The organism is Streptococcus oralis subsp. tigurinus (assembly GCF_002093575.1).
GTDB classification, from domain to species: Bacteria; Bacillota; Bacilli; order Lactobacillales; family Streptococcaceae; genus Streptococcus; species Streptococcus oralis_CH.
This window is the reverse complement of the sequence record NZ_LNVH01000006.1, coordinates 67,232-88,518: the sequence shown is the minus strand read 5'-3', so window position 1 is coordinate 88,518 and position 21,287 is coordinate 67,232. Positions and strand designations below refer to the sequence as shown.

General features: G+C 42.5%; 19 protein-coding genes. 12 read left to right on the top strand and 7 right to left on the bottom strand.

Annotated elements, in window-relative coordinates:
- The first annotated feature begins 44 nt into the window (after positions 1-44).
- On the top strand, positions 45-1,379 hold the full coding sequence (gene pepC / locus ATE37_RS08385) for an aminopeptidase C (protein ID WP_084868700.1): 1,335 nt from the start codon (positions 45-47) through the stop codon (positions 1,377-1,379).
- Between the two features lie 164 nt (positions 1,380-1,543).
- Positions 1,544-3,772, top strand: coding sequence for an HAD-IC family P-type ATPase (locus tag ATE37_RS08380; protein WP_084868699.1), 2,229 nt, complete (start codon positions 1,544-1,546; stop codon positions 3,770-3,772).
- Between the two features lie 64 nt (positions 3,773-3,836).
- On the opposite strand, the gene ATE37_RS08375 is transcribed toward ATE37_RS08380, so the two are convergent.
- From ATE37_RS08375 to ATE37_RS08360, 4 genes are all read right to left on the bottom strand, one after another.
- Positions 3,837-4,748: a PTS system mannose/fructose/sorbose family transporter subunit IID gene (locus ATE37_RS08375; RefSeq protein ID WP_084868698.1), complete on the bottom strand. Its 912-nt coding sequence runs from the start codon at positions 4,746-4,748 to the stop codon at positions 3,837-3,839.
- A 14-nt stretch (positions 4,749-4,762) separates the two neighbouring features.
- Positions 4,763-5,575, bottom strand: a complete 813-nt coding sequence (locus ATE37_RS08370; protein ID WP_001280326.1) for a PTS mannose/fructose/sorbose transporter subunit IIC — start codon at positions 5,573-5,575, stop codon at positions 4,763-4,765.
- A gap of 75 nt (positions 5,576-5,650) precedes the next feature.
- A complete protein-coding gene (locus ATE37_RS08365; RefSeq protein WP_084868697.1) occupies positions 5,651-6,640 on the bottom strand; it encodes a PTS sugar transporter subunit IIB in 990 nt (329 codons plus the stop codon).
- A gap of 280 nt (positions 6,641-6,920) precedes the next feature.
- Entirely contained in the window at positions 6,921-7,733 is an 813-nt protein-coding gene (locus tag ATE37_RS08360) for a Cof-type HAD-IIB family hydrolase (RefSeq protein WP_084868696.1), read from the bottom strand.
- A gap of 195 nt (positions 7,734-7,928) precedes the next feature.
- On the opposite strand from ATE37_RS08360, the gene ATE37_RS08355 reads away from it, so the two are divergent.
- The 7 genes from ATE37_RS08355 to ATE37_RS08325 all read left to right on the top strand — a co-directional run bounded on the left by ATE37_RS08355 (position 7,929) and on the right by ATE37_RS08325 (position 15,160).
- Positions 7,929-9,347, top strand: coding sequence for an NCS2 family permease (locus tag ATE37_RS08355; protein ID WP_084868695.1), 1,419 nt, complete (start codon positions 7,929-7,931; stop codon positions 9,345-9,347).
- Between the two features lie 54 nt (positions 9,348-9,401).
- A complete protein-coding gene (locus ATE37_RS08350; RefSeq protein WP_084868694.1) occupies positions 9,402-10,109 on the top strand; it encodes a CPBP family intramembrane glutamic endopeptidase in 708 nt (235 codons plus the stop codon).
- Positions 10,110-10,185: 76 nt separating this feature from the next.
- Positions 10,186-11,160 carry a dihydropteroate synthase gene (gene folP, locus ATE37_RS08345; RefSeq protein ID WP_180382784.1) on the top strand — a complete coding sequence of 325 codons (975 nt, stop codon included), beginning with the start codon at positions 10,186-10,188 and terminating at the stop codon, positions 11,158-11,160.
- Between the two features lies 1 nt (position 11,161).
- Entirely contained in the window at positions 11,162-12,484 is a 1,323-nt protein-coding gene (locus ATE37_RS08340; protein ID WP_084868693.1) for a bifunctional folylpolyglutamate synthase/dihydrofolate synthase, read from the top strand.
- Positions 12,465-13,019 carry a GTP cyclohydrolase I FolE gene (gene folE, locus ATE37_RS08335; RefSeq protein WP_000380933.1) on the top strand — a complete coding sequence of 185 codons (555 nt, stop codon included), beginning with the start codon at positions 12,465-12,467 and terminating at the stop codon, positions 13,017-13,019. Before ATE37_RS08340 ends, folE begins: the two co-directional genes overlap by 20 nt.
- Positions 13,020-13,062: 43 nt before the next feature.
- The gene (gene folK, locus ATE37_RS08330) at positions 13,063-13,884 is read left to right on the top strand and encodes a 2-amino-4-hydroxy-6-hydroxymethyldihydropteridine diphosphokinase (RefSeq protein ID WP_084868692.1); all 822 of its coding nucleotides are present in this window, start codon (positions 13,063-13,065) and stop codon (positions 13,882-13,884) included.
- Complete coding sequence (locus ATE37_RS08325; protein WP_084868691.1) at positions 13,877-15,160, top strand: hypothetical protein; 1,284 nt, start codon at positions 13,877-13,879, stop codon at positions 15,158-15,160. Before folK ends, ATE37_RS08325 begins: the two co-directional genes overlap by 8 nt.
- A gap of 50 nt (positions 15,161-15,210) precedes the next feature.
- Here ATE37_RS08325 and ATE37_RS08320 read toward each other — a convergent pair whose 3' ends face one another.
- Positions 15,211-15,528: a DUF960 domain-containing protein gene (locus ATE37_RS08320; protein WP_000886045.1), complete on the bottom strand. Its 318-nt coding sequence runs from the start codon at positions 15,526-15,528 to the stop codon at positions 15,211-15,213.
- 209 nt (positions 15,529-15,737) lie between these two features.
- On the opposite strand from ATE37_RS08320, the gene ccpA reads away from it, so the two are divergent.
- Entirely contained in the window at positions 15,738-16,748 is a 1,011-nt protein-coding gene (gene ccpA, locus ATE37_RS08315; protein WP_001090635.1) for a catabolite control protein A, read from the top strand.
- 53 nt (positions 16,749-16,801) lie between these two features.
- Here the strand turns inward: ccpA and ATE37_RS08310 are convergent, their stop codons facing one another.
- Entirely contained in the window at positions 16,802-17,764 is a 963-nt protein-coding gene (locus ATE37_RS08310) for an asparaginase (protein WP_084868690.1), read from the bottom strand.
- A gap of 65 nt (positions 17,765-17,829) precedes the next feature.
- Between ATE37_RS08310 and ATE37_RS08305 the strand changes: the two genes are divergently transcribed.
- Positions 17,830-19,224 carry a Cof-type HAD-IIB family hydrolase gene (locus ATE37_RS08305; RefSeq protein ID WP_084868689.1) on the top strand — a complete coding sequence of 465 codons (1,395 nt, stop codon included), beginning with the start codon at positions 17,830-17,832 and terminating at the stop codon, positions 19,222-19,224.
- A gap of 32 nt (positions 19,225-19,256) precedes the next feature.
- On the opposite strand, the gene ATE37_RS08300 is transcribed toward ATE37_RS08305, so the two are convergent.
- Positions 19,257-19,709 (bottom strand): universal stress protein, encoded by a 453-nt coding sequence (locus ATE37_RS08300; RefSeq protein WP_000079164.1) that lies wholly within the window; start codon positions 19,707-19,709, stop codon positions 19,257-19,259.
- Between the two features lie 245 nt (positions 19,710-19,954).
- On the opposite strand from ATE37_RS08300, the gene ATE37_RS08295 reads away from it, so the two are divergent.
- The gene (locus ATE37_RS08295) at positions 19,955-21,169 is read left to right on the top strand and encodes a pyridoxal phosphate-dependent aminotransferase (RefSeq protein ID WP_084868688.1); all 1,215 of its coding nucleotides are present in this window, start codon (positions 19,955-19,957) and stop codon (positions 21,167-21,169) included.
- The last annotated feature ends 118 nt before the right edge of the window (positions 21,170-21,287 follow it).

Genomic DNA, 21,287 nt, shown 5'->3' with positions numbered 1-21,287 from the left:
TGTGAAAAGAGTTATAATAGACAGTAGAATAAAAGGAGGAATCTATGAACGCGATTCAAGAATCATTTACAGATAAACTTTTTGCCAACTATGAAGCAAATGTCAAATACCAAGCGATCGAAAATGCTGCCAGTCACAACGGAATTTTTGCAGCTCTAGAACGTCGCCAAAGCCATGTAGACAATACACCTGTTTTCTCATTGGATTTGACCAAGGACAAGGTTACTAACCAGAAAGCGTCTGGTCGTTGCTGGATGTTTGCAGCTCTCAACACCTTCCGTCACAAACTCATTTCTCAATATAAATTGGAAAACTTTGAATTGTCACAAGCCCACACTTTCTTCTGGGACAAGTATGAAAAATCTAACTGGTTCTTGGAGCAAGTCATTGCGACTGCAGACCAAGAATTGACGAGCCGTAAGGTTAGCTTCCTACTCCAAACTCCACAACAAGACGGTGGACAGTGGGATATGGTCGTGGCCCTCTTTGAGAAATACGGTGTCGTTCCTAAGTCTGTTTATCCTGAGTCTGTTTCATCTAGCAGCAGCCGTGAGCTCAATGCCATCCTTAATAAATTGCTTCGCCAAGATGCTCAAATCTTGCGTGACTTGCTCGCTTCTGGTGCAGACCAAGCGACTGTTCAAGCTAAGAAAGAAGACCTCTTGCAAGAAATCTTTAACTTCCTTGCTATGTCATTGGGGCTTCCACCACGTCAGTTTGACTTTGCTTATCGTGATAAGGATGATAACTACCAAAGTGAAAAGGGTATCACACCACAGGAGTTTTACAAGAAATATGTCAATCTTCCTCTAGAAGATTATGTTTCGGTTATCAATGCTCCGACTGCTGACAAGCCTTACGGCAAATCTTATACAGTTGAGATGTTGGGGAATGTCGTTGGTAGCCGTGCAGTTCGCTACATCAACGTACCGATGGAGCGCTTGAAAGAATTGGCGATTGCCCAAATGCAAACAGGAGAAACTGTTTGGTTTGGTTCAGATGTCGGCCAACTTAGCAACCGCAAAGCTGGAATCCTTGCGACAGATGTTTATGACTTTGAATCAAGCATGGATATTCAACTCACTCAAGACAAAGCTGGACGTTTGGACTACAGCGAAAGTTTGATGACTCACGCCATGGTCTTGACAGGTGTGGATTTGGATGAAAATGGCAAGTCAACCAAGTGGAAGGTTGAAAACTCATGGGGAGACAAGGTCGGTACAGATGGTTACTTCGTTGCCTCAGATGCTTGGATGGATGAATACACTTACCAAATCGTTGTCCGTAAGGAATTGCTGACAGCAGAAGAACGGGCTGCTTATGAAGCAGAACCAATCGTACTTGCACCATGGGATCCAATGGGTGCCTTGGCAGAATAAAGTATAAAGAAAAGAGGTTAGGGGAATCCTAGCCTCTTTTTAAGTTCTTCTTAAAGTGGCGATAGATGATGCTTGCCAAAGGAGTTCTTCTTATTTTGAGTCTTTAAGTGACAGAGAAAAAGATATGTGTTACTATAGTAGTACAAAAGGATATCGGAGTAGAAATGAAGTATTTAAGCAGTCAAGACATCAAGGATCGTCAACGAAACATCAGCGACATTAAACCCTATAAAACAACCAAGGAAATTGTCGTTTCAAATATCTTTACCTTCTTTAATACCATGAACTTGGCTCTGGCAGTTCTGGTAGCCACAACCTTGCGATTTGAAAATATGCTCTTTTTAGGTGTGATTGCTATTAATACAGCCATTGGGATTTTCCAAGAAGTGCGTTCAAAAAATGCCTTGGAAAAGCTGAGTTTGCTTGGTAAAAGTAAGTACAAAGTCAATCGAGATGGTCAAACGATTGAGATTGATCCAGAGGACATCGTTCTAGGGGAGTATCTGCACCTCAATCTGGGTGATCAGGTGCCTATTGATGCAGAAGTCCTTGAAGGGAATATTGAAGTTGATGAGTCCTTGCTGACGGGTGAGAGTGATTCAGTCTTTAAAACTGTTGGTGATAAGCTGATGAGCGGAAGCAATGTCGTCAGCGGTACTTGTCTGGTTACAGCAACGGCTGTGGGTCCAGATAGCTATATCAACAAACTCGCAAAATCCAGCAAGGAATTCAAAAAATACCCTTCTCAACTGCGTGATTACATGGATAAGATTTTAAAAATCGTCTCGATCTTGCTGGTGCCAGTTGCGATTCTGCTCTATGTCAGAGGTTTTAGTCTAGGACGGTCTTATGTTGAAATTGTCTTGGGAAGTTCAGGTGCCTTGGTCGGCATGATTCCAGAGGGGTTGATTCTCTTGGTTAGCGTCTCCCTAGCGGTAGCAGCTATGAAGCTGGCCAAAAAGAAGGTTCTAGTGCAGGAACTATACTGTGTAGAGACCTTGGCGCGAGTAGATGTTCTTTGTTTTGATAAGACAGGTACCATCACGACTGGTAATATGAAGGTCCAAGAAATGGATGCTAATGTGGCAGAGAAACTGTCTTCTTATCTGGCTTATTTCGAGGATGAAAATGCAACTTCCCGAGCTCTGAAGACTTACTTAACCTGTGAGAAAAAGTGGGAAGTTCAAGAAGTCGGTGCATTTTCAAGCAAAAACAAGTATTCCTTTGTCCAAGTAAAAGATGGTGGGACCTATTTCTTCGGTGCCTATGAGTTTTTAGGCTTTACCCAGCCGATGGATGCCTACTATGAACATCTGAAGCAGCAAGGTTTTCGAATCTTAACACTTGCCCATAGTAAGGACCAGATTACGAGTCCAGCCAATATGGAACTACTGGGGCACGTCGTTTTGTCAGATGAGATTAAGGACAATACCAAGGAAACCTTTGACTATTTCGAATCTCAAGGTGTTGAGGTGAAGATTATCAGCGGTGATAATCATGTGGCTGTATATGGGGTGGCTCGTAAGGCAGGTTTTAAGGAAGAAGCACGGGCGATTGATATGACCAAGGTGAGCGAACAAGATTTTGAAAGAGTGGTCTTGGAACACGAAATCTTTGGACGTGTGACACCTGAACAGAAGCAAAAGATGGTATCTATTTTGCAAAATGCTGGTAAAACAGTTGCAATGAGTGGTGATGGAGTCAATGATGTTCTGGCTCTCAAGAAAGCAGATATTAGTTTTGCCATGAAGGGGGCTACGAGTGCAGCCAAAAGTGTATCCAATATTGTTTTTCTGACAGATGATTTTGCGGTATTTTATGATATCTTGATGGAAGGTCGCCGGGTTATCAATAACATCCAAAAGGTAGCCTCTCTCTTTCTGACAAAGACCTTCTTCTCCATCGTGTTTGCGATTTTGAGTGTGGTATTTGGTTTGGAATTTGCCTTTATCCCCATTCAGTTTACAATCATTTCAGCCATTACGATTGGGATTCCATCCTTCTTCCTAACTTTTGAGTCCAATAAAGAAAAGGTCAGCACACATTTTATGCGAGATATTTTGACCAATGCTGCGATTGGTGGTAGCATTCTGGTTGCTAGTGTACTCTTGACGAACTTCTTTATCACTGTCCCAGGTCAGGTCAAATTTATTTGCTTCCTCCTTGCTTTGATCAATGGTCTGTGTCTAGTTGCCAAGGTCAGCATTCCCTTTAATCGATACAAGCTGGTCTTGCTCGCATTTTTGAGCCTTGCAGCCCTTGTTGGCGTACTTGCCAATACATTTATCCTGCGAGGAGCTTTTGTGCCTCTAGAAACCACTCAAGTGCTCTATGTAGCCGTCCTAGCAGTGGTGATTGGGGGATTGCATTATCTGACTAGAAGAAAAAGTTGATACATAAAAAAAGAATCAGGATTTGATCCTGATTCTTTTTTATCTATATTCTCGATGTCTTGAATTACATGATACCAAAGAAACGAGCTGCAATACCTACTGCAAAGAGAGCAAGGATGATTGTGATTGGTGATACTTTTTTCTTAAGCAACCACATGCAAAGGAAAGTAAGGAGAAGTCCCATCAATCCTGGAATCAATGAGTTCAACTGACCTTGAAGGGTTTGTGGTTGAATCTTATCTAGGCTCAAACCACCAAGTGCTTGACCAAGGATACCTTTCAACTCAGCACCTGATACAGGTCCTTCTGGGAAGTTGATGTAGGCACCTTCAGCCAATTGTTTACCAGGAAGGTTAACAGTGAAGTTGATAGATACCCAACGTTGTACAAGAACGGCAAGGATGAACATACCAAGGATAGAAGCTCCTTTAGTGATGTCCTTCAAGATACCACCAGACATGTCTTTAGTGATTTCAGATCCAGCTTTGTAACCGAACTCTTGTGTGTACCATAGGAAGGCCATACGGATAGCATTCCATCCGAAGAAGAAGAGAAGGGGACCAACAATGTTACCAGATTGAGCAAGTGATGCACCAAGGGCTCCAAGGATAGGACGAACTGTAAACCAGAATACTGGGTCACCGATACCAGCAAGAGGTCCCATCATACCGATTTTAACCCCTTGGATAGCCGCGTCGTCGATCTCAACACCGTTAGCGCGCTCTTCTTCAAGTGCAAGAGTAACCCCCATGATTGGAGCAGCTACATATGGGTGAGTGTTGAAGAACTCAAGGTGACGCTCAAGAGCAGCCGCTTGGTCTTCTTTTTTAGTGTACAATTTTTTGATAGCTGGGATTAGTGAGTAAGCCCAACCCAAGTTTTGCATACGCTCGTAGTTCCAAGAACCTTGAAGGAATTGTGAACGCCACCAAACTTTTTGACGATCTGATTTTGATAATTGAATTTTTTCAGCCATGATTGTTCCCCTTTCTAGTAGTCTTCTAGGATATCACCGATTGGGTCGTTAGAAGTCGCAGCTCCGCCGCCACCGTTACCACCTTGTTTTGTAAGGTTAAGGTAGATGAAGGCAAGGGCAACACCGATGACACCAAGGGCAATCAAAGTCAATTGAGAGATTGCTGCAAGAGCAAAACCGATAGCGAAGAATGGCCATACTTCACGAGTTGCCATCATGTTGATAACCATAGCGTAACCAACGGCAACGACCATAGCACCACCGACAGCCATACCACCATTCAACCATTCTGGCATTAGGCCAAGAGCGTCTTGAACAGCAGAAGCAGGGATAGCGATAAGGAAGGCTGCAGGGATAGCGATACGAAGACCTTGAAGAACAAGGGCAAAGTAGTGAGCGCGTTCAACAGCCGCAATGTTTCCTTCTTTTGCAGCTGCGTCAGCTGAGTGAACCAAGGCAACTGAGATTGTACGAACAATCATTGTCAAGAAAAGTCCAGCTACAGCAAGAGGGATAGCTGTGGCTGTTGCGACGGCGATACCTTCAGTAGTAAAGTTACCACCTTTGATCAAGATGATCGCTGCAGCAACAGATGCAAGAGCAGCGTCAGGAGCTACGGCAGCTCCGATGTTAGCCCAACCAAGGGCGATCATTTGAAGAGATCCACCAAGCATAACACCTGCTTCAAGGTTACCTGTTACAAGTCCGATAAGGGTACATGCGACGATTGGTTGATGGAATTGGAATTGGTCGAGGATACCTTCAAGACCTGCAAGGAAGGCAACAACTACAACCAAGATAGCAGAAATGATTGAAATATCTGACATGGTTTTATTCCTTTTCTATTTAGTTTTAATAAAGTATTTAATCCTGTTTTCAAAAATGATAGAAACAGATTAAAATTATTGAACGTTTGCTTTTTTAATCAAGTCAAACAAATCTTTTTTCGTGTCGTTTGGTACTTTACGTACGTCAAATTCAACACCGAGGTCACGCATTTTTTCAAATGTTGCAACATCATCTTTGTCCATAGACAAGACGTTATTGATCATTGTTTTACCTGTTGAGTGGGCCATAGAACCGACGTTAAGGGTCTTGATTGGCACGCCACCTTCGATGGCACGAAGGGCATCTTGAGGTGTTTCAAACAAGATAAGAGCATGTGTGTTACCAAAACGAGGATCTTTTGCAACCTCAATCAATTTTTTGATTGGTACAACGTTCGCTTTTACTCCGTTAGGAGCTGCTTGTTTGATCAATTCTTTACGCAATTCGTCGTTTGCAACGTTATCTGAAGCAACGATGATACGGTCTGCTTTTGAATCTGGTGTCCAAGCAGTTGCGACTTGTCCGTGAAGAAGACGTGTGTCAAGACGGGCAAGATTGATTTTCAATTTACCGTCTCCGATAACAGTTCCTTCTGGAATAGCAGCTTGGGCAACTGGAGCAGCCGCAGCACTAGCCCCTTCCTCAACTGGATTGAGCTCTTCTGGAAGAGCTTTGATGCCATCTTTGGCTTCTTTAATGATATTCGCAGCGACTTTATCCACACCTGCAGTAGCGTCCATAAGGCGCTCAGTGTAGGCTTGAATCAACATCGGCAAGTTAAGCCCGGTGATGATGGCAAACTTATGCTCAGGATTTTCTCCCATCACGCGGCTAGCTTGGTTGAACGGAGAACCACTCCAAAGGTCAGCCAATACTAGAACCTCATCTTCTGCGTCAAATGCAGCCACAGCGTTGTTGAATTTAGCGTAAAGGTCATCTGGACCTTCATTTGGCATAAAGGTTACAACTTGAACCTTTTCTTGTTCACCAAAGATCATAGATCCTGACTGATGAATACCCGCAGCAAATTCGCCGTGGCTCGCAATAATGATTCCGATACTCATTATTGTCATTCCTCCTTTTAAAATGTTTGACTTATAGGTTTCCTAAAAAACCTCAGACGTACCTAGTATAAATCGTTTTCATATAAAAATCAACTACTTTTTCGAAAATTGTAAAAGTTTTCAATGAAAATAGGCTTACAAAATGTTAATATATAAATAATTTCAAGAAATATATGAAAATAGCAATAGAAAATTTAATATAAAAATACTGAAAATGAGTGACCTTTGTGAAAATAGAATGAAAATAAAAGGAAAGATTGCAGGATAGCAATCCTCCTTTTTATAGGAATAAATTTTGTAAAGCGTGGGCAACTCCGTCTTCTTCGTTGGTCAGAGGAAGTTGTTCGTCTGCATATGGAAGGAGAGAAGGATTGGCATTTTTCATAGCATATCCCTTGCCTGCAAATGCCAACATTTCCGTATCATTATGCTCATCACCAAAGGCGATTAAGTCTTTTTTATCACGATTCATAACATTGAGCAAGTACTCTAGAGCAAAGGCTTTGTTTACCCCCTTGGGAGTACACTCGAGGATGTTAAGGGGGCCACCCCAGGTGTTGATAGCTAGTTGGTGCTGATAAAAACGATTCATCTCGTCCGCTAGAGCGTATTTGTCCTCAACCCTTGTTTGCAAGAGAATGCAGTTAGGATTCTTGGTTACTCGTTCGGGTTTGAATTGATTTTCCGGTTGGAAGTTCTCTACGCCAAATAGTTTAGGGTCCGCAATTTCTTCATTCGGAGCTGTAATGTAAAATTTCTTACGGTATTCTCCTGCAATAAAGTCGGCCTGGATATCCTCCGTGCGCTTGACCATATCTAGGAGATATTTTTTGTCCAAGGTTAAGCATCTTTCGTGCTCCCAAGCCTGTCCTGGTAGATGGGTAAGGGAACCATTAAAGTTAATCATAGGAGTATGTAGCTCTAGTTCGCGGTAGAAGTCTTTTGCCATGCGATACGGACGACCTGTCGTGATGATAACATGGTGTCCTTTTTCTGAAATTTTTTTGATTGTCTCTTTGGTGAAATCGGAGAGCTTGCTTTCACTATTCAGCAGGGTTCCGTCCAAATCGACTGCGATAATTTTTTTAGTCATATAAACCTTCCTAGTCGTTTCCAGATAAGATGTCTACTATTATATCAAAATATCAAAAAGAAGGAAGAAAAGCAGATAAGAACAAAAACTACAGTTGCTTTGATTTATTAAATAAATCAAACAAACATATTGAAAAGGTGAATGATAAGTGGTATAATACTAATATTGTTCGTAAAAAACAAAAGGAGATTCATAATGGATAAACTATTTAAACTAAAAGAGAACGGGACGGACGTTCGTACGGAGGTTCTCGCTGGTTTAACAACTTTCTTTGCAATGAGTTACATTCTCTTTGTAAACCCACAAATGCTTGCGCAGACAGGGATGCCTGCTCAAGGTGTTTTCCTAGCAACGATTATTGGTGCAGTGGCTGGTACCCTGATGATGGCCTTCTATGCGAACCTGCCATACGCTCAAGCACCAGGTATGGGACTCAATGCCTTCTTTACCTTTACAGTCGTATTTGGACTTGGTTATTCATGGCAAGAGGCCTTGGCTATGGTCTTTATCTGTGGGATTATTTCACTAATCATTACCTTAACAAATGTTCGTAAAATGATTATTGAATCCATTCCCAATGCGCTTCGTTCGGCTATTTCAGCAGGTATCGGTGTCTTCCTTGCCTATGTAGGGATTAAGAATGCTGGTCTTTTGAAATTCTCTATTGATCCAGGAAGTTATACAGTTGCTGGTGAGGGTGCTGATAAGGCCCAAGCAGCCATTACAGCAAACTCTTCAGCAGTTCCAGGTCTGGTTAGCTTTAATAATCCGGCTGTTTTAGTGGCTATTGCAGGTTTGGCGATTACGATTTTCTTTGTTATTAAGGGTATCAAGGGAGGAATTATTCTTTCTATCCTAACAACGACAGTTCTTGCTATCGCTGTTGGTTTGGTTGATGTATCAAGTATTGATTTTTCTAATAACCATGTGGGTGCAGCCTTTGAAGATTTGAAGACAATCTTTGGTGCAGCACTTGGCTCACAAGGATTGGGGGCTTTAATCTCAGACACTGCTCGTCTACCGGAAACGCTTATGGCTATTCTGGCCTTCTCGTTGACAGATATTTTTGACACAATTGGTACCTTGATTGGTACAGGTGAAAAAGTCGGTATCGTAGCGACAAATGGTGAAAATCACCAATCAGATAAGTTGGATAAGGCTCTTTACTCTGACTTGATTGGTACTTCAATTGGTGCTATCGCAGGTACTTCAAACGTAACGACTTATGTTGAGTCTGCAGCGGGTATTGGTGCAGGTGGACGTACTGGATTGACTGCCTTGGTAGTTGCGATTTGTTTTGCAATTTCAAGTTTCTTTAGTCCACTTTTGGCAATTGTTCCATCAGCTGCGACGGCTCCAATTTTGATTATCGTTGGGATTATGATGCTTGGTAGTTTGAAAAACATCCATTGGGATGATATGGCTGAAGCTGTCCCTGCCTTCTTTACATCTATCTTCATGGGATTTAGCTACTCTATCACACAAGGGATTGCAGTTGGTTTCTTGACTTATACGTTAACAAAAGTTGTCAAAGGTCAAGCAAAGGACGTGCACGCGATGATTTGGATTTTGGATGACTTGTTTATCCTTAACTATATCAGTATGGCGCTTTAAATGATATAATAGTAGAAGAGGGGTTATCCCCCTTTTACTATAAGGAGGTATATCATGAAAGAAAAGACGATCTGGCGAGAGGTTTGGGACAGAGGGATGTGGATCCTCATCCTTTTAGCAGCTTTTGTCCTATCACAATTTCCTTTAGGGTTATCCGCTTGGTTGACTTCTAGACAATTTCCGCTTTTGCAGTCAGGACTCTTAGTTGGTATCTTGTCCATTGCCGTTCTGATAGTATTCATTATCGGTGCGCGGAAAACAAAGCTTGCTACCTTTGATCTATCCTTTTTTAAGGCTAAGGACCTAGCTCGCTTGGTATTGAGCTATCTAGTAATCTTTGCTACTAATTTGTTGGGCTCAGCTTTGCTTCGCATGATGAATGAAACAACGACGAGTAATCAATCAACGCTGAATGGTTTGGTTCAGAATAGTTCCTTGATTTCTACCTTCTTCTTGATTGTATTGGTTGCTCCGATTTGTGAGGAAATTTTGTGTCGTGGGATTATTCCCCAAAAGATCTTCCGTGGAAAAGAAAAACTAGGTTTTGTTGTTGGTGCAATCGTCTTTGCCTTGCTCCATATGCCAACCAATCTACCTTCTGTGATTATTTATGGAGGGATGTCAACGGTTTTGACTTGGACAGCCTATAAGACTGAGCGTTTGGAGATGTCCATTTTGCTTCATATGATTCTCAATGGTATTGCATTTTGTTTGTTGGCCTTATTGGTATTGATTAGTAGAAATCTAGGTCTATCATTCTAAACCATTGGCCTACTTGGAAAAGATGAATACTAACGTGTCCATCTTTTTTCTTTTTATGGTAAAATAGAGGGATAATATGGTAGAGAACCTTAAGGGAGTAACCGTTATGTCCAATAAAGTCAACCACGAAAAAACAGCTATTTGTGGAATTATCAATGTAACACCAGATTCTTTTTCAGATGGTGGTCAGTTTTTTGCTGTTGACCAAGCGCTCCAGCAAGCTCGTAAATTGATAGCTGAAGGAGCGAGCATGCTAGATATTGGTGGAGAATCGACTCGGCCGGGCAGTAGCTATGTTGAGATAGAAGAGGAAATCCAGCGTGTTGTTCCAGTGATTAAAGCTATCCGTGAGGAAAGTGATGTCCTCATTTCTATCGATACATGGAAAAGTCAGGTAGCAGATGCTGCCTTGAAAGCTGGTGCCAATTTGGTCAATGATATCACGGGTCTCATGGGAGATGAGAGAATGGCGGATGTGGTTGCTAAAGCTGGAGCGAAGGTGGTTATCATGTTTAATCCAGTCATGGCTCGACCTCAGCACCCTAGTTCACTCATATTTCCTCATTTTGGTTTTGGGCAAGCTTTTACAGAGGAAGAGTTAGCTGACTTTGAAAAAATGCCAATTGAAGACTTGATGGAGGCTTTCTTTGAACGAGCACTAGTGAGAGCGAATCAAGCTGGTATTGCACCAGAAAATATCATGTTGGATCCAGGAATTGGCTTTGGTCTGACCAAGAAAGAAAATCTCCTTCTTCTACGTGATCTGGATAAACTACACCAGCAAGGCTATCCAATTTTTCTTGGAGTTTCGCGCAAGCGATTTGTCATCAATATCCTAGAAGAAAATGGTTTTGAAGTTAATCCTGAAACGGAAGTTGGTTTCCGCAATCGGGACACAGCTTCAGCTCATGTAACCAGTATCGCTGCAAGACAGGGTGTCGAAGTAGTGCGCGTGCACGATGTAGCCAGTCACAAGATGGCGGTTGAAATTGCGTCAGCCATTCGTTTGGCAGATGATGCAGAAAATCTAGATTTAAAACAATATAAGTAAGATGAACGAAATTCAAAACAATCAGTGGATTGCCCACTACCGGACGGACCAACCGCATTTTGGTTTGGAGCGAATGGTAGAACTCCTAGGTTTACGAGGCAATCCCCATCTCAAACTCAAGGTTATCCATATCGGCGGAACAAATGGTAAAGGTTCGACCATTGCTTTTTTGAAAGAGATGCTGGAAAAGCTAGGTCTGAGAGTTGGGGTGTTCAGCTCGCCCTATCTCATTCATTATACAGACCAGATTAGCATCAATGGGGAATCTATCCCCGAGGCTAGACTAGAAGCTCTCATGGCAGACTATCAGTCTTTGCTTGAGAGAGAATCTGCTGACAATTTGCAGGGAACAACCGAGTTTGAGATAATTACAGCTATAGCCTATGATTACTTTGCCTCAGAACAAGTAGATGTGGCTATCATGGAAGTCGGCATGGGTGGTCTTTTGGATAGTACTAATGTCTGCCAGCCAATTTTAACAGGAATTACGACCATTGGACTGGATCATGTAGCCCTACTTGGTGACACCTTGGAAGCCATAGCAGAGCAGAAGGCTGGTATTATCAAACAAGGTATTCCATTAGTGACAGGTCATATTGTTCCTGAAGCCCTGGCTGTGATTGACTATATTGCAGAAGCTAAAAATGCGCCTAGACTTGCCTATGGGAAAGATTATCAGGTTCGTCATCAAGAAAGCGTGGTAGCGGGTGAAATCTTTGATTATAGTAGTTCTGTCAGACAAGGTCGCTTTCAAACAGGTCTGCTTGGTTTACACCAGATAGAGAATGCGGGGATGGCGCTTGCCCTCCTAGACACTTATTGCCAGGAGACTGGGCGGGAGTTAGCAAGTAATGACTTGGTTGCTCAAGCTTTGAAAGAAACCAGATGGCCAGGGCGTTTGGAGGTCGTGTCTAGTAACCCCTTACTGTTTTTGGATGGGGCCCACAATCCTCATGCTATCAAGGCTTTATTAGCAACCTTGCAAGGACGCTTTGCGGATTATCATAAGGAAATCCTTTTTACCTGCATCAAAACCAAGGCCCTGGACGATATGCTGGATTTGCTAGGGAAAATGCCAGATACCGAGCTTACCTTGACACATTTTGACGATAGTCGGGCGACTGATGAAAGCGTGCTGAAAGAGACAGCCAAGTCTAGAAATCTCAATTACCAAAGTTGGCAGGATTTTCTAGAGCAGAAATTGACAGATAAAAAAGAAGAGAAACAAACAGTTAGGATTGTCACAGGTTCCTTGTATTTCTTGAGCCAAGTGAGAGCCTATCTGATGGAGAGGAAGAACGAGAATGGATACACAAAAGATTGAAACGGCTGTAAAAATGATTATTGAGGCTGTCGGTGAGGATGCTAACCGCGAGGGCTTGCAGGAAACACCTGCTCGTGTAGCTCGTATGTATCAAGAGATTTTTTCAGGTCTTGGCCAAACTGCTGAGGAACACCTGTCAAAATCTTTTGAGATTATTGATGACAATATGGTAGTGGAAAAGGATATTTTTTTCCACACCATGTGTGAACACCACTTCTTGCCCTTTTATGGGAGAGCGCACATTGCCTACATTCCAGATGGACGTGTAGCAGGCTTATCCAAACTTGCCCGTACGGTTGAAGTTTATTCTAAAAAACCACAGATTCAAGAACGGTTGAATATCGAAGTGGCCGATGCCTTGATGGACTATCTGGGTGCTAAGGGAGCCTTTGTTGTCATTGAGGCGGAACATATGTGTATGAGCATGCGTGGTGTCAGAAAGCCAGGCACGGCAACCTTGACGACAGTAGCGCGAGGTGTATTTGAAACAGATAAAGACCTAAGAGATCAGGCTTATCGTCTAATGGGACTATAAAAAAGAATCCGCTTCATGCGGATTTTTCTAGAAAGGACTAGTTATGGATCAACTGCAGATTAAAGATTTGGAAATTTTTGCCTATCATGGTCTTTTCCCTAGTGAGAAGGAATTGGGGCAGAAGTTTGTTATTTCCGCAAGCTTATCTTATGATATGACCAAGGCGGCGACAGAATTGGATTTGACAGCTTCTGTCCATTACGGAGAACTGTGTCAGCAGTGGACGATTTGGTTTCAGGAAACCATTGAGGACTTGATTGAAACGGTAGCCTACAAACTAGTAGAGCGTACCTTTGAGACCTATCCTCTGGTTCAAGAGATTGAACTTGAACTCAAAAAACCTTGGGCACCAGTACATTTGCCATTGGATACCTGCTCGGTGACCATTCACCGTCGTAAGCAGCGGGCCTTTATCGCTCTAGGAAGCAATATGGGGGACAAGCAAGCAAACTTGGAACAAGCTATTGACAAACTACGAGCTCAAGGTATCCATATTCTCAAAGAGTCCAGTGTCTTGGCGACAGAGCCTTGGGGAGGTGTGGAACAGGATAGCTTTGCCAATCAGGTGATTGAAGTAGAAACCTGGCTACCAGCACCAGTCTTGTTAGAAACATTATTAGCCATTGAGTCAGAAATGGGACGGGTTCGAGAGGTGCATTGGGGGCCTCGTTTGATTGATTTAGACTTGCTCTTTGTGGAGGACCAAGTCATCTATACAGACGACCTCATCTTACCTCATCCTTATATAGCAGAACGCCTCTTTGTCCTTGAGCCGTTAGCGGAAATAGCTCCCCATTTTATCCATCCAATCTTAAAACAACCAATTCGTTACTTGGTTGACCAGTTGGAGCAAGGAAATGCCTAAGCTTTCCGAGACCTATAGCAAGTGGAAGAGTATCGGGGAGGGACTACTTGCTATTGTTTTAGGGCTTCTCTTGATTCGTTTTGGACAAGTTATTCCGCGAATGGGGTACCAGTTGCTGATGGGCTACTTTTCCTTATCAGCAGTTTGGCACTTGTTGACTCGCTGGTTTCAAGATAAAAAACGTCGGGAAAATATCTTTGTAACCTTGGGCAAGCTGGTGGTAGCGGCTCTGGTGTTTGACTCTATCATCTTGCAAGACCTTGCCCTCTATCTCCTGGTTTTTATCATTGCGAGCTACCAGCTGTTTACGGGCATCATTAGTCTTGTGACTTGGTCTCTCTATCGAAAAAATGCCATTCATCCTCGGCTCCATCATCTCTTCGATGCTGTATGGATGATAGGATTCGGGCTTTATAGCATCTCTCCTTTTCACGATGCAGCGAATTTTGAATTGCTCTTGCTTGGATTTTACTTGCTCATGCTAGGAGCTAGTAGCCTCCGGGACGGTTTCTTTTTTGAAAGGATAGAAAACAATCCCAGGCTGAAACGACGTATGCGAATGACTCTGCCGATCTTTGTGACGGCTCTGATTCCTATCAGCACCTTACGAAAATTAAATGAGTGGCTGGCAAATCATGAAAGTCAAGAAGGGGAAGTTCATTCAGAAAGAAAAAACGACCAGACGGTTGACCTGGAAATTTTTGTCCATACCTCAGAAACCTCTTTCTTCCTTGCTATGGGACATGTGGATATTTGTTATCAAGGACAGGTTATTTCCTATGGTTCCTATGATCCTCACTCGGAACGTTTATTCGGCATGGTTGGAGACGGTGTTCTGTTTAAGGCCAATCGGGAAAAATACATTGAACTCTGTAAGAGGGAAAGTCAGAAGACCTTGTTTGCTTACGGTCTGAGTTTGACGGACCAACAGAAAGCTGCTATCCAAGCTCGTTTAGAAGAAATAGAAGATTTGTTAATTCCTTGGGAGCCGAGCTCTCAATTGATGAAAAGAAGAGAGGGCGAGGTAAAGCATACCTACTCCTACCAACTGAAAGAGGAAGCAGATGCGACCCTCTATAAATTCAGCTCATCCGAGTTTAAGACCTACTTTGTTCTCAGTACCAACTGTGTCTTGCTGGCAGACTCTATCGTGGGAAAAGCTGGGACTGATATATTGAGTCCCCAAGGTTTCATTGTGCCAGGGACTTATCAGGATTACCTTGACTTAGAGTATACAAAACCAAACGGTCTAGTTGTTAGTCGCTCTATTTATTAGAAAAAGAAAACTCTAGTTCCTCAGCAGTTTGCGCTGAGAAGCTAGAGTTTTTAAAATAGGTCATTTTCTTCTGGAAGGAGGATGGTTTCTCTGCCGTCCAAGTCTAAAACAAGGACCCTAGGAGGGTAAAGCGGATCGAAAGGATGATTGAAATCAAAATCGATGCTAGTCGGAAGGTGCTGGCTAGAAAAATGGAAGGTGATGGTCCCCTTATTGTTGAGCAGTTGAAACTCAAGTTCTTCTTCTAATTCAAAGACATTTTTCAGAAAATGATCGATAATATACCATAAAGAGTCAATGACATCATCAGGCAAGCTGGTCACGACGCCAAAACTGGCGGAACGTCTCTGTGTATTTGTAAAAGCCATAAGAATTCCCCTCCCCCTTTTATTTTTCCTTATCATACAGCAAAATATCTCAAAAATCAAGAAATCCTACTCGCTTTTTCAAAATAGGAATAAACTGTGAAATTTTTTCAAAGTTTCTCTAAAAAATACTTGAAAGTGTTTACAATAAGTGATAAAATGGAGTAAGTAGATGCGTGAAAGCGAAATTTTCATTATAGAAAGGAAACGGAATGAACACAGATGATACAGTAACGATTTATGATGTCGCCCGTGAAGCAGGAGTTTCAATGGCAACAGTTAGCCGTGTCGTTAATGGCAACAAGAATGTTAAAGAGAACACTCGAAAAAAAGTCCTAGAAGTGATTGATCGCTTGGACTATCGTCCAAATGCGGTAGCACGTGGTTTGGCTAGCAAGAAAACAACGACAGTCGGAGTTGTGATTCCTAACATTACCAATGGTTATTTCTCAACACTTGCTAAGGGAATTGACGACATTGCTGAAATGTACAAGTATAACATTGTCCTTGCAAATAGTGATGAGGATGATGAAAAGGAAGTTTCAGTGGTTAACACTCTCTTTTCAAAACAAGTCGATGGGATTATCTTTATGGGCTATCACTTGACTGAAAAGATTCGTTCAGAGTTCTCTCGTTCACGGACACCGGTTGTTCTTGCTGGTACTGTGGATGTTGAACACCAACTTCCAAGTGTGAATATCGACTACAAACAAGCAACGATTGATGCTGTGAGCTACCTTCTCAAAGAAAACGAGAAAATTGCTTTTGTGAGTGGACCACTCGTCGATGATATCAATGGCAAGGTTCGTTTGATTGGTTATAAGGAAGCCTTGAAAAAAGCTGGGCATTCTTATAGCGAGGGCTTGGTCTTTGAATCAAAATACAGCTATGACGATGGCTATGCCTTGGCAGAACGCTTGATTTCATCACAAGCTACAGCCGCAGTTGTAACAGGTGATGAATTGGCGGCGGGTGTGTTGAATGGTTTGGCTGACCACGGTGTGTCTGTGCCAGAAGAGTTTGAAATCATTACGACAGATGACTCTCAGATTGCACGATTCACTCGTCCAAACTTGACTACTATTGCCCAACCTCTTTATGACCTAGGTGCTATCAGCATGCGTATGTTGACTAAGATTATGCATAAGGAAGAGTTGGAAGAACGTGAAGTTCTCTTACCTCATGGTTTGACAGAACGTCGTTCAACACGAAAACGTAAATAGAAAAAATCAGGGAATCGTGAAGATTTCCTGATTTTGCGTTCTAGAGAAGAGGATTATCCTTCCATATAGTCTTTCAAAGCCTGTCCTTTTAATCCAGCATTAAGGGCAATTAATAATTTGAGGCGAGCTTTTTGAGCGTTGAGTTCTTTGACAAAGAAAACACCAGCTTGTTGCAACTGTACCCCCCCACCTTGGTAGGCGTAGACAGGTTCAGCAATGCCATTAAAACATCGTGAGACCAAGGCGACTGGGATTCCTTTTTGCAGGAGATTTTCCAACTTTTGAGCTGTTTCTTTGGGAACATTGCCTGCTCCAAAGGCCTGAATGACTAAGCCATCCAGCTGTTCCAAGTCTAACATATCAATTAGCTCGTCTGTCATACCTGCATAGGCTGAGATGATGGGAACCAGACCTTGAATATGCTCAAGATCAAACCGGACACGAGGTTCAGCCGTTTTGAAGTAGAGGATTTCTTGCTTCATGATGAGACCAAGTGGTCCATGTGTTGGGGTTTGAAAGGTGCTGACATTGGTCGTATGAGTTTTGGTTACATACTTGGCTGCATGGATCTCGTCATTCATGACGACCAGCACCCCCTTGTCGGCTGCTTTGTCATCGCTGGCAACTCGCAAAGCGCTCAGATAGTTATATACACCGTCGCTACCAAGTTCGTTTGAACTACGCATGGCCCCTGTTAGAACGATGGGGATGGGCGGAATTTTCATGGTATCAAGGAAGTAGGCTGTTTCTTCTAAGGTATCTGTACCATGTGTGATGACAACTCCATCGTAGTTATCAGCTTCCTCTTTGATCTTATGATAGAGTGCAAGCATATGCTTGGGTTTGATATGAGGGCTTGGCAGATTAAAAAAGTCTAGGGCATGAACCTCAATACCTTCAAGCGGATTGGAAACATGGTTCATGGGATTGTCCTGACTAGTCACAACGGCACCAGTGGCGTCTGCTTGCATGGAAATGGTCCCACCTGTATGCAAAACAAGGATTTTCTTAGGCATGATTTACTCACTCTTTCTGAAATGTGGTATAATCATTGTAACACAAAAGGGGAGAATGGGATAGGATGGAAGTCAAAGCTGTTTTTTTTGATATCGATGGAACACTAGTCAACGATCGCAAGAGTGTTTTGAAATCCACTAAGGACGCGATTAAGATTGTCAAAGAGCAAGGGGTACTTGTTGGAGTAGCGACAGGACGAGGACCGTTTTTTGTCAAGGAATTGATGGAAGACTTGGACCTAGACTTTGCGGTGACCTACAATGGCCAATACATTTTTAATAAAGAAAAGGTACTCTTTGCAAGTCCAATTGCTAAATCAAGCCTGCGTCAACTGATTGCTTATGCTAAAAAGGAGCGTAAAGAAATCGCTCTTGGAACCGAGCACGCCGTTGTTGGTTCGAAGATTATGTCATTTGGTCTCGGCTCCTTTTCTCAACTGGTTAGTCGTTTTATTCCTACTGTTCTGACAAGAACCGTTAGCCGTTCCTTTAATCGAATGGTCAGCAAGGCAGTTCCTCAAAAGGAAGACGACCTACTTAACTTGATTAATCAACCCATTTATCAAGTTTTGATGCTGATGACGCCAGAGGAATCTGAGAAGGCAGCAAGTGATTTTGAAGATTTGAAATTAACTCGAAGCAATCCTTTTGCAGCAGATATCATTAACCAAGGAAATTCCAAACTAGAAGGCATTCGCCGAGTTGGGAAAGAATATGGCTTTGATCTCAACCAGGTCATGGCCTTTGGTGATTCAGATAACGACCTGGAAATGTTGGCAGGTGTCGGTATGTCAGTCGCTATGGGAAATGGCAGTAGCAGTGCCAAAGAAGTTGCCAAGCATATCACAGCAAGCAATCAACAAGATGGCATACACAAGGCGCTTGAGCACTTTGGCGTTTTAGCTTCAGAAAAAGTGTTTGTCAGTCGGGACTACCACTTTAATAAAGTCAAGACCTTCCACCACATGATGGATGAACGAACTCAAGAAGAGCCACAGGCATGGGATGCTGAAGGTGCAACCCACCGCGCAGATTTTAAAATTGAAGAATTAGTAGAGTTTGTCCGCGCGGCAAGTTCTTCGGAGGAAGAATTCCAAAACTCCCTTGCAAGCATGCATGAGGCACTTGATAAGGCGGCAGAGAAAGTGGCGAAAAAGACATCTGCTAAGCAAAATCTGGTCGGTCAAGTGGATGCTTTGATCGACACACTGTATTTCACGTACGGCAGTTTTGTTTTGATGGGAGTGGATCCAGAACGCATTTTTGATATTGTCCATGAAGCAAATATGGGGAAGGTTTTCCCTGATGGAAAAGCTCATTTTGACCCAGTTACGCACAAGATTTTAAAACCGGACGACTGGGAAGAAAAATATGCTCCAGAACCTGCCATTAAACAGGAGCTACAACGTCAGCTTAAGGCTTATGAGCGACATAAAGAAAGAAATAGAAATAATAAGTAACAAAAAGGAGCTCTAGGCTCCTTTTTTAATAATTATAATGTTTTTTCACTTTCTCTCACGACCAGCAAATCAACTTTTGCATGGCGGAGAATATATTCAGATGAAGAACCGACTAAGAGGCGTTCAAAGGCATTGAGACCTGTAGCACCAACTAAAATCAAGTCAACATTTTCTGCGTCCGGAATCGTCCGAGCGAGGAGAGTTTTGGGATTTCCCATTTCGATGACGATGTGGATATCCGTTAAACCAGCATCTTTTGCACGCTTTTCATACTCTTTCATCATACTTTCAGCGTCGGCTTGGAGTTCTTCGTAAACTTCAGCATCAAAGGTAGATACGCTTTGAAGAGCGCGTGTGTCAATAACATGGACAATGGTGAGCTTGGATTCATTGCGTAGAGCAGTGTAAACACCTTTGACGAAAGCCAAGTCCGCTTCTTTAGAACCATCAATTGCGACCATAACATTTTGGTAACGTTGTGCCATAATGAAACCTCCTGAAATTTTCTTACTTTTATTGTAACCCTTTTCACTAAAGAAGTAAAGTAAAAATCATATTTTAAACCATATTGTTGGTCATAGACTTAGTGCGTATATATAATAAAAGAAAAGAGAATTGGTGAGGATTCTCTTTGTCAATGTTTTTTCTTTTGCTTCCTTGTTTATGGAAGCTTGTCGCAGCGACTTTCTAGTGGTATAATGTTACTATCCTGACGAATTGAGGAAAAAAGATGAAAGAATTTAACAAATCTAGCAAGCTAGAGCATGTTGCTTATGATATTCGTGGTCCTGTTTTGGAAGAAGCCATGCGTATGCGAGCAAATGGAGAAAAGATTTTACGCCTGAACACAGGGAATCCAGCAGAATTTGGCTTTACAGCGCCAGATGAGGTCATTCATGATTTGATTATGAATGCGCGTGATAGCGAAGGCTACTCTGATTCTAAAGGGATTTTCTCAGCCCGTAAGGCCATCATGCAGTATTGCCAGCTAAAGAAATTCCCAAATGTGGATATTGATGATATTTACCTTGGAAATGGTGTCAGTGAACTGATTGTCATGTCCATGCAGGGGCTTTTGGACAATGGAGATGAGGTCTTGGTTCCTATGCCGGACTATCCTCTATGGACAGCGGCTGTCAGCCTAGCTGGGGGAAATGCCGTTCACTATATCTGTGATGAGGCTGCAGAATGGTACCCTGATATTGACGATATCAAGTCAAAAATCACTTCAAACACCAAGGCTATTATTCTCATCAATCCAAATAATCCGACAGGAGCCCTTTATCCCAAGGAACTCTTGTTAGAGATTATCGAGATTGCACGTCAAAACGACTTGATCATCTTTGCGGATGAAATCTACGACCGTATGGTCATGGATGGTCATGAGCATGTCTCAGTAGCTAGTCTGGCTCCAGATGTCTTCTGTGTCAGCATGAATGGTCTTTCAAAATCTCACCGTATCGCTGGTTTCCGTATAGGATGGATGGTCTTATCAGGACCTAAGACACATGTCAAGGGTTATATCGAAGGGCTCAATATGCTGTCCAATATGCGTCTTTGCTCTAACGTTTTGGCCCAGCAAGTCGTACAAACATCACTAGGTGGGCACCAGTCAGTGGATGAATTGCTCCTCCCTGGTGGACGAATTTACGAGCAAAGAAACTTCATTTACAATGCCATCCAAGATATCCCAGGTTTGTCTGCGGTCAAGCCGAAGGCGGGTCTTTATATCTTCCCTAAAATTGACCGCAATATGTATCGCATCGATGATGATGAACAGTTCGTTCTTGATTTCTTGAAGCAGGAAAAGGTTCTCTTGGTTCATGGTCGCGGTTTTAACTGGCAAGAACCAGACCATTTCCGTATTGTTTATCTTCCTCGTGTAGATGAATTAGCACAAATCCAAGAAAAGATGACTCGTTTCTTGGAACAGTATCGTAGATAGGGCTTACATGAGAAAAAGCTGGAAACATTTGCCTAGAGCTATTGACAAAAGTATCAGAATCAGATAGAATAGTAAAGTATGTTTAGTAACTGATCACTTTATAGCCGGCTAAACGAAT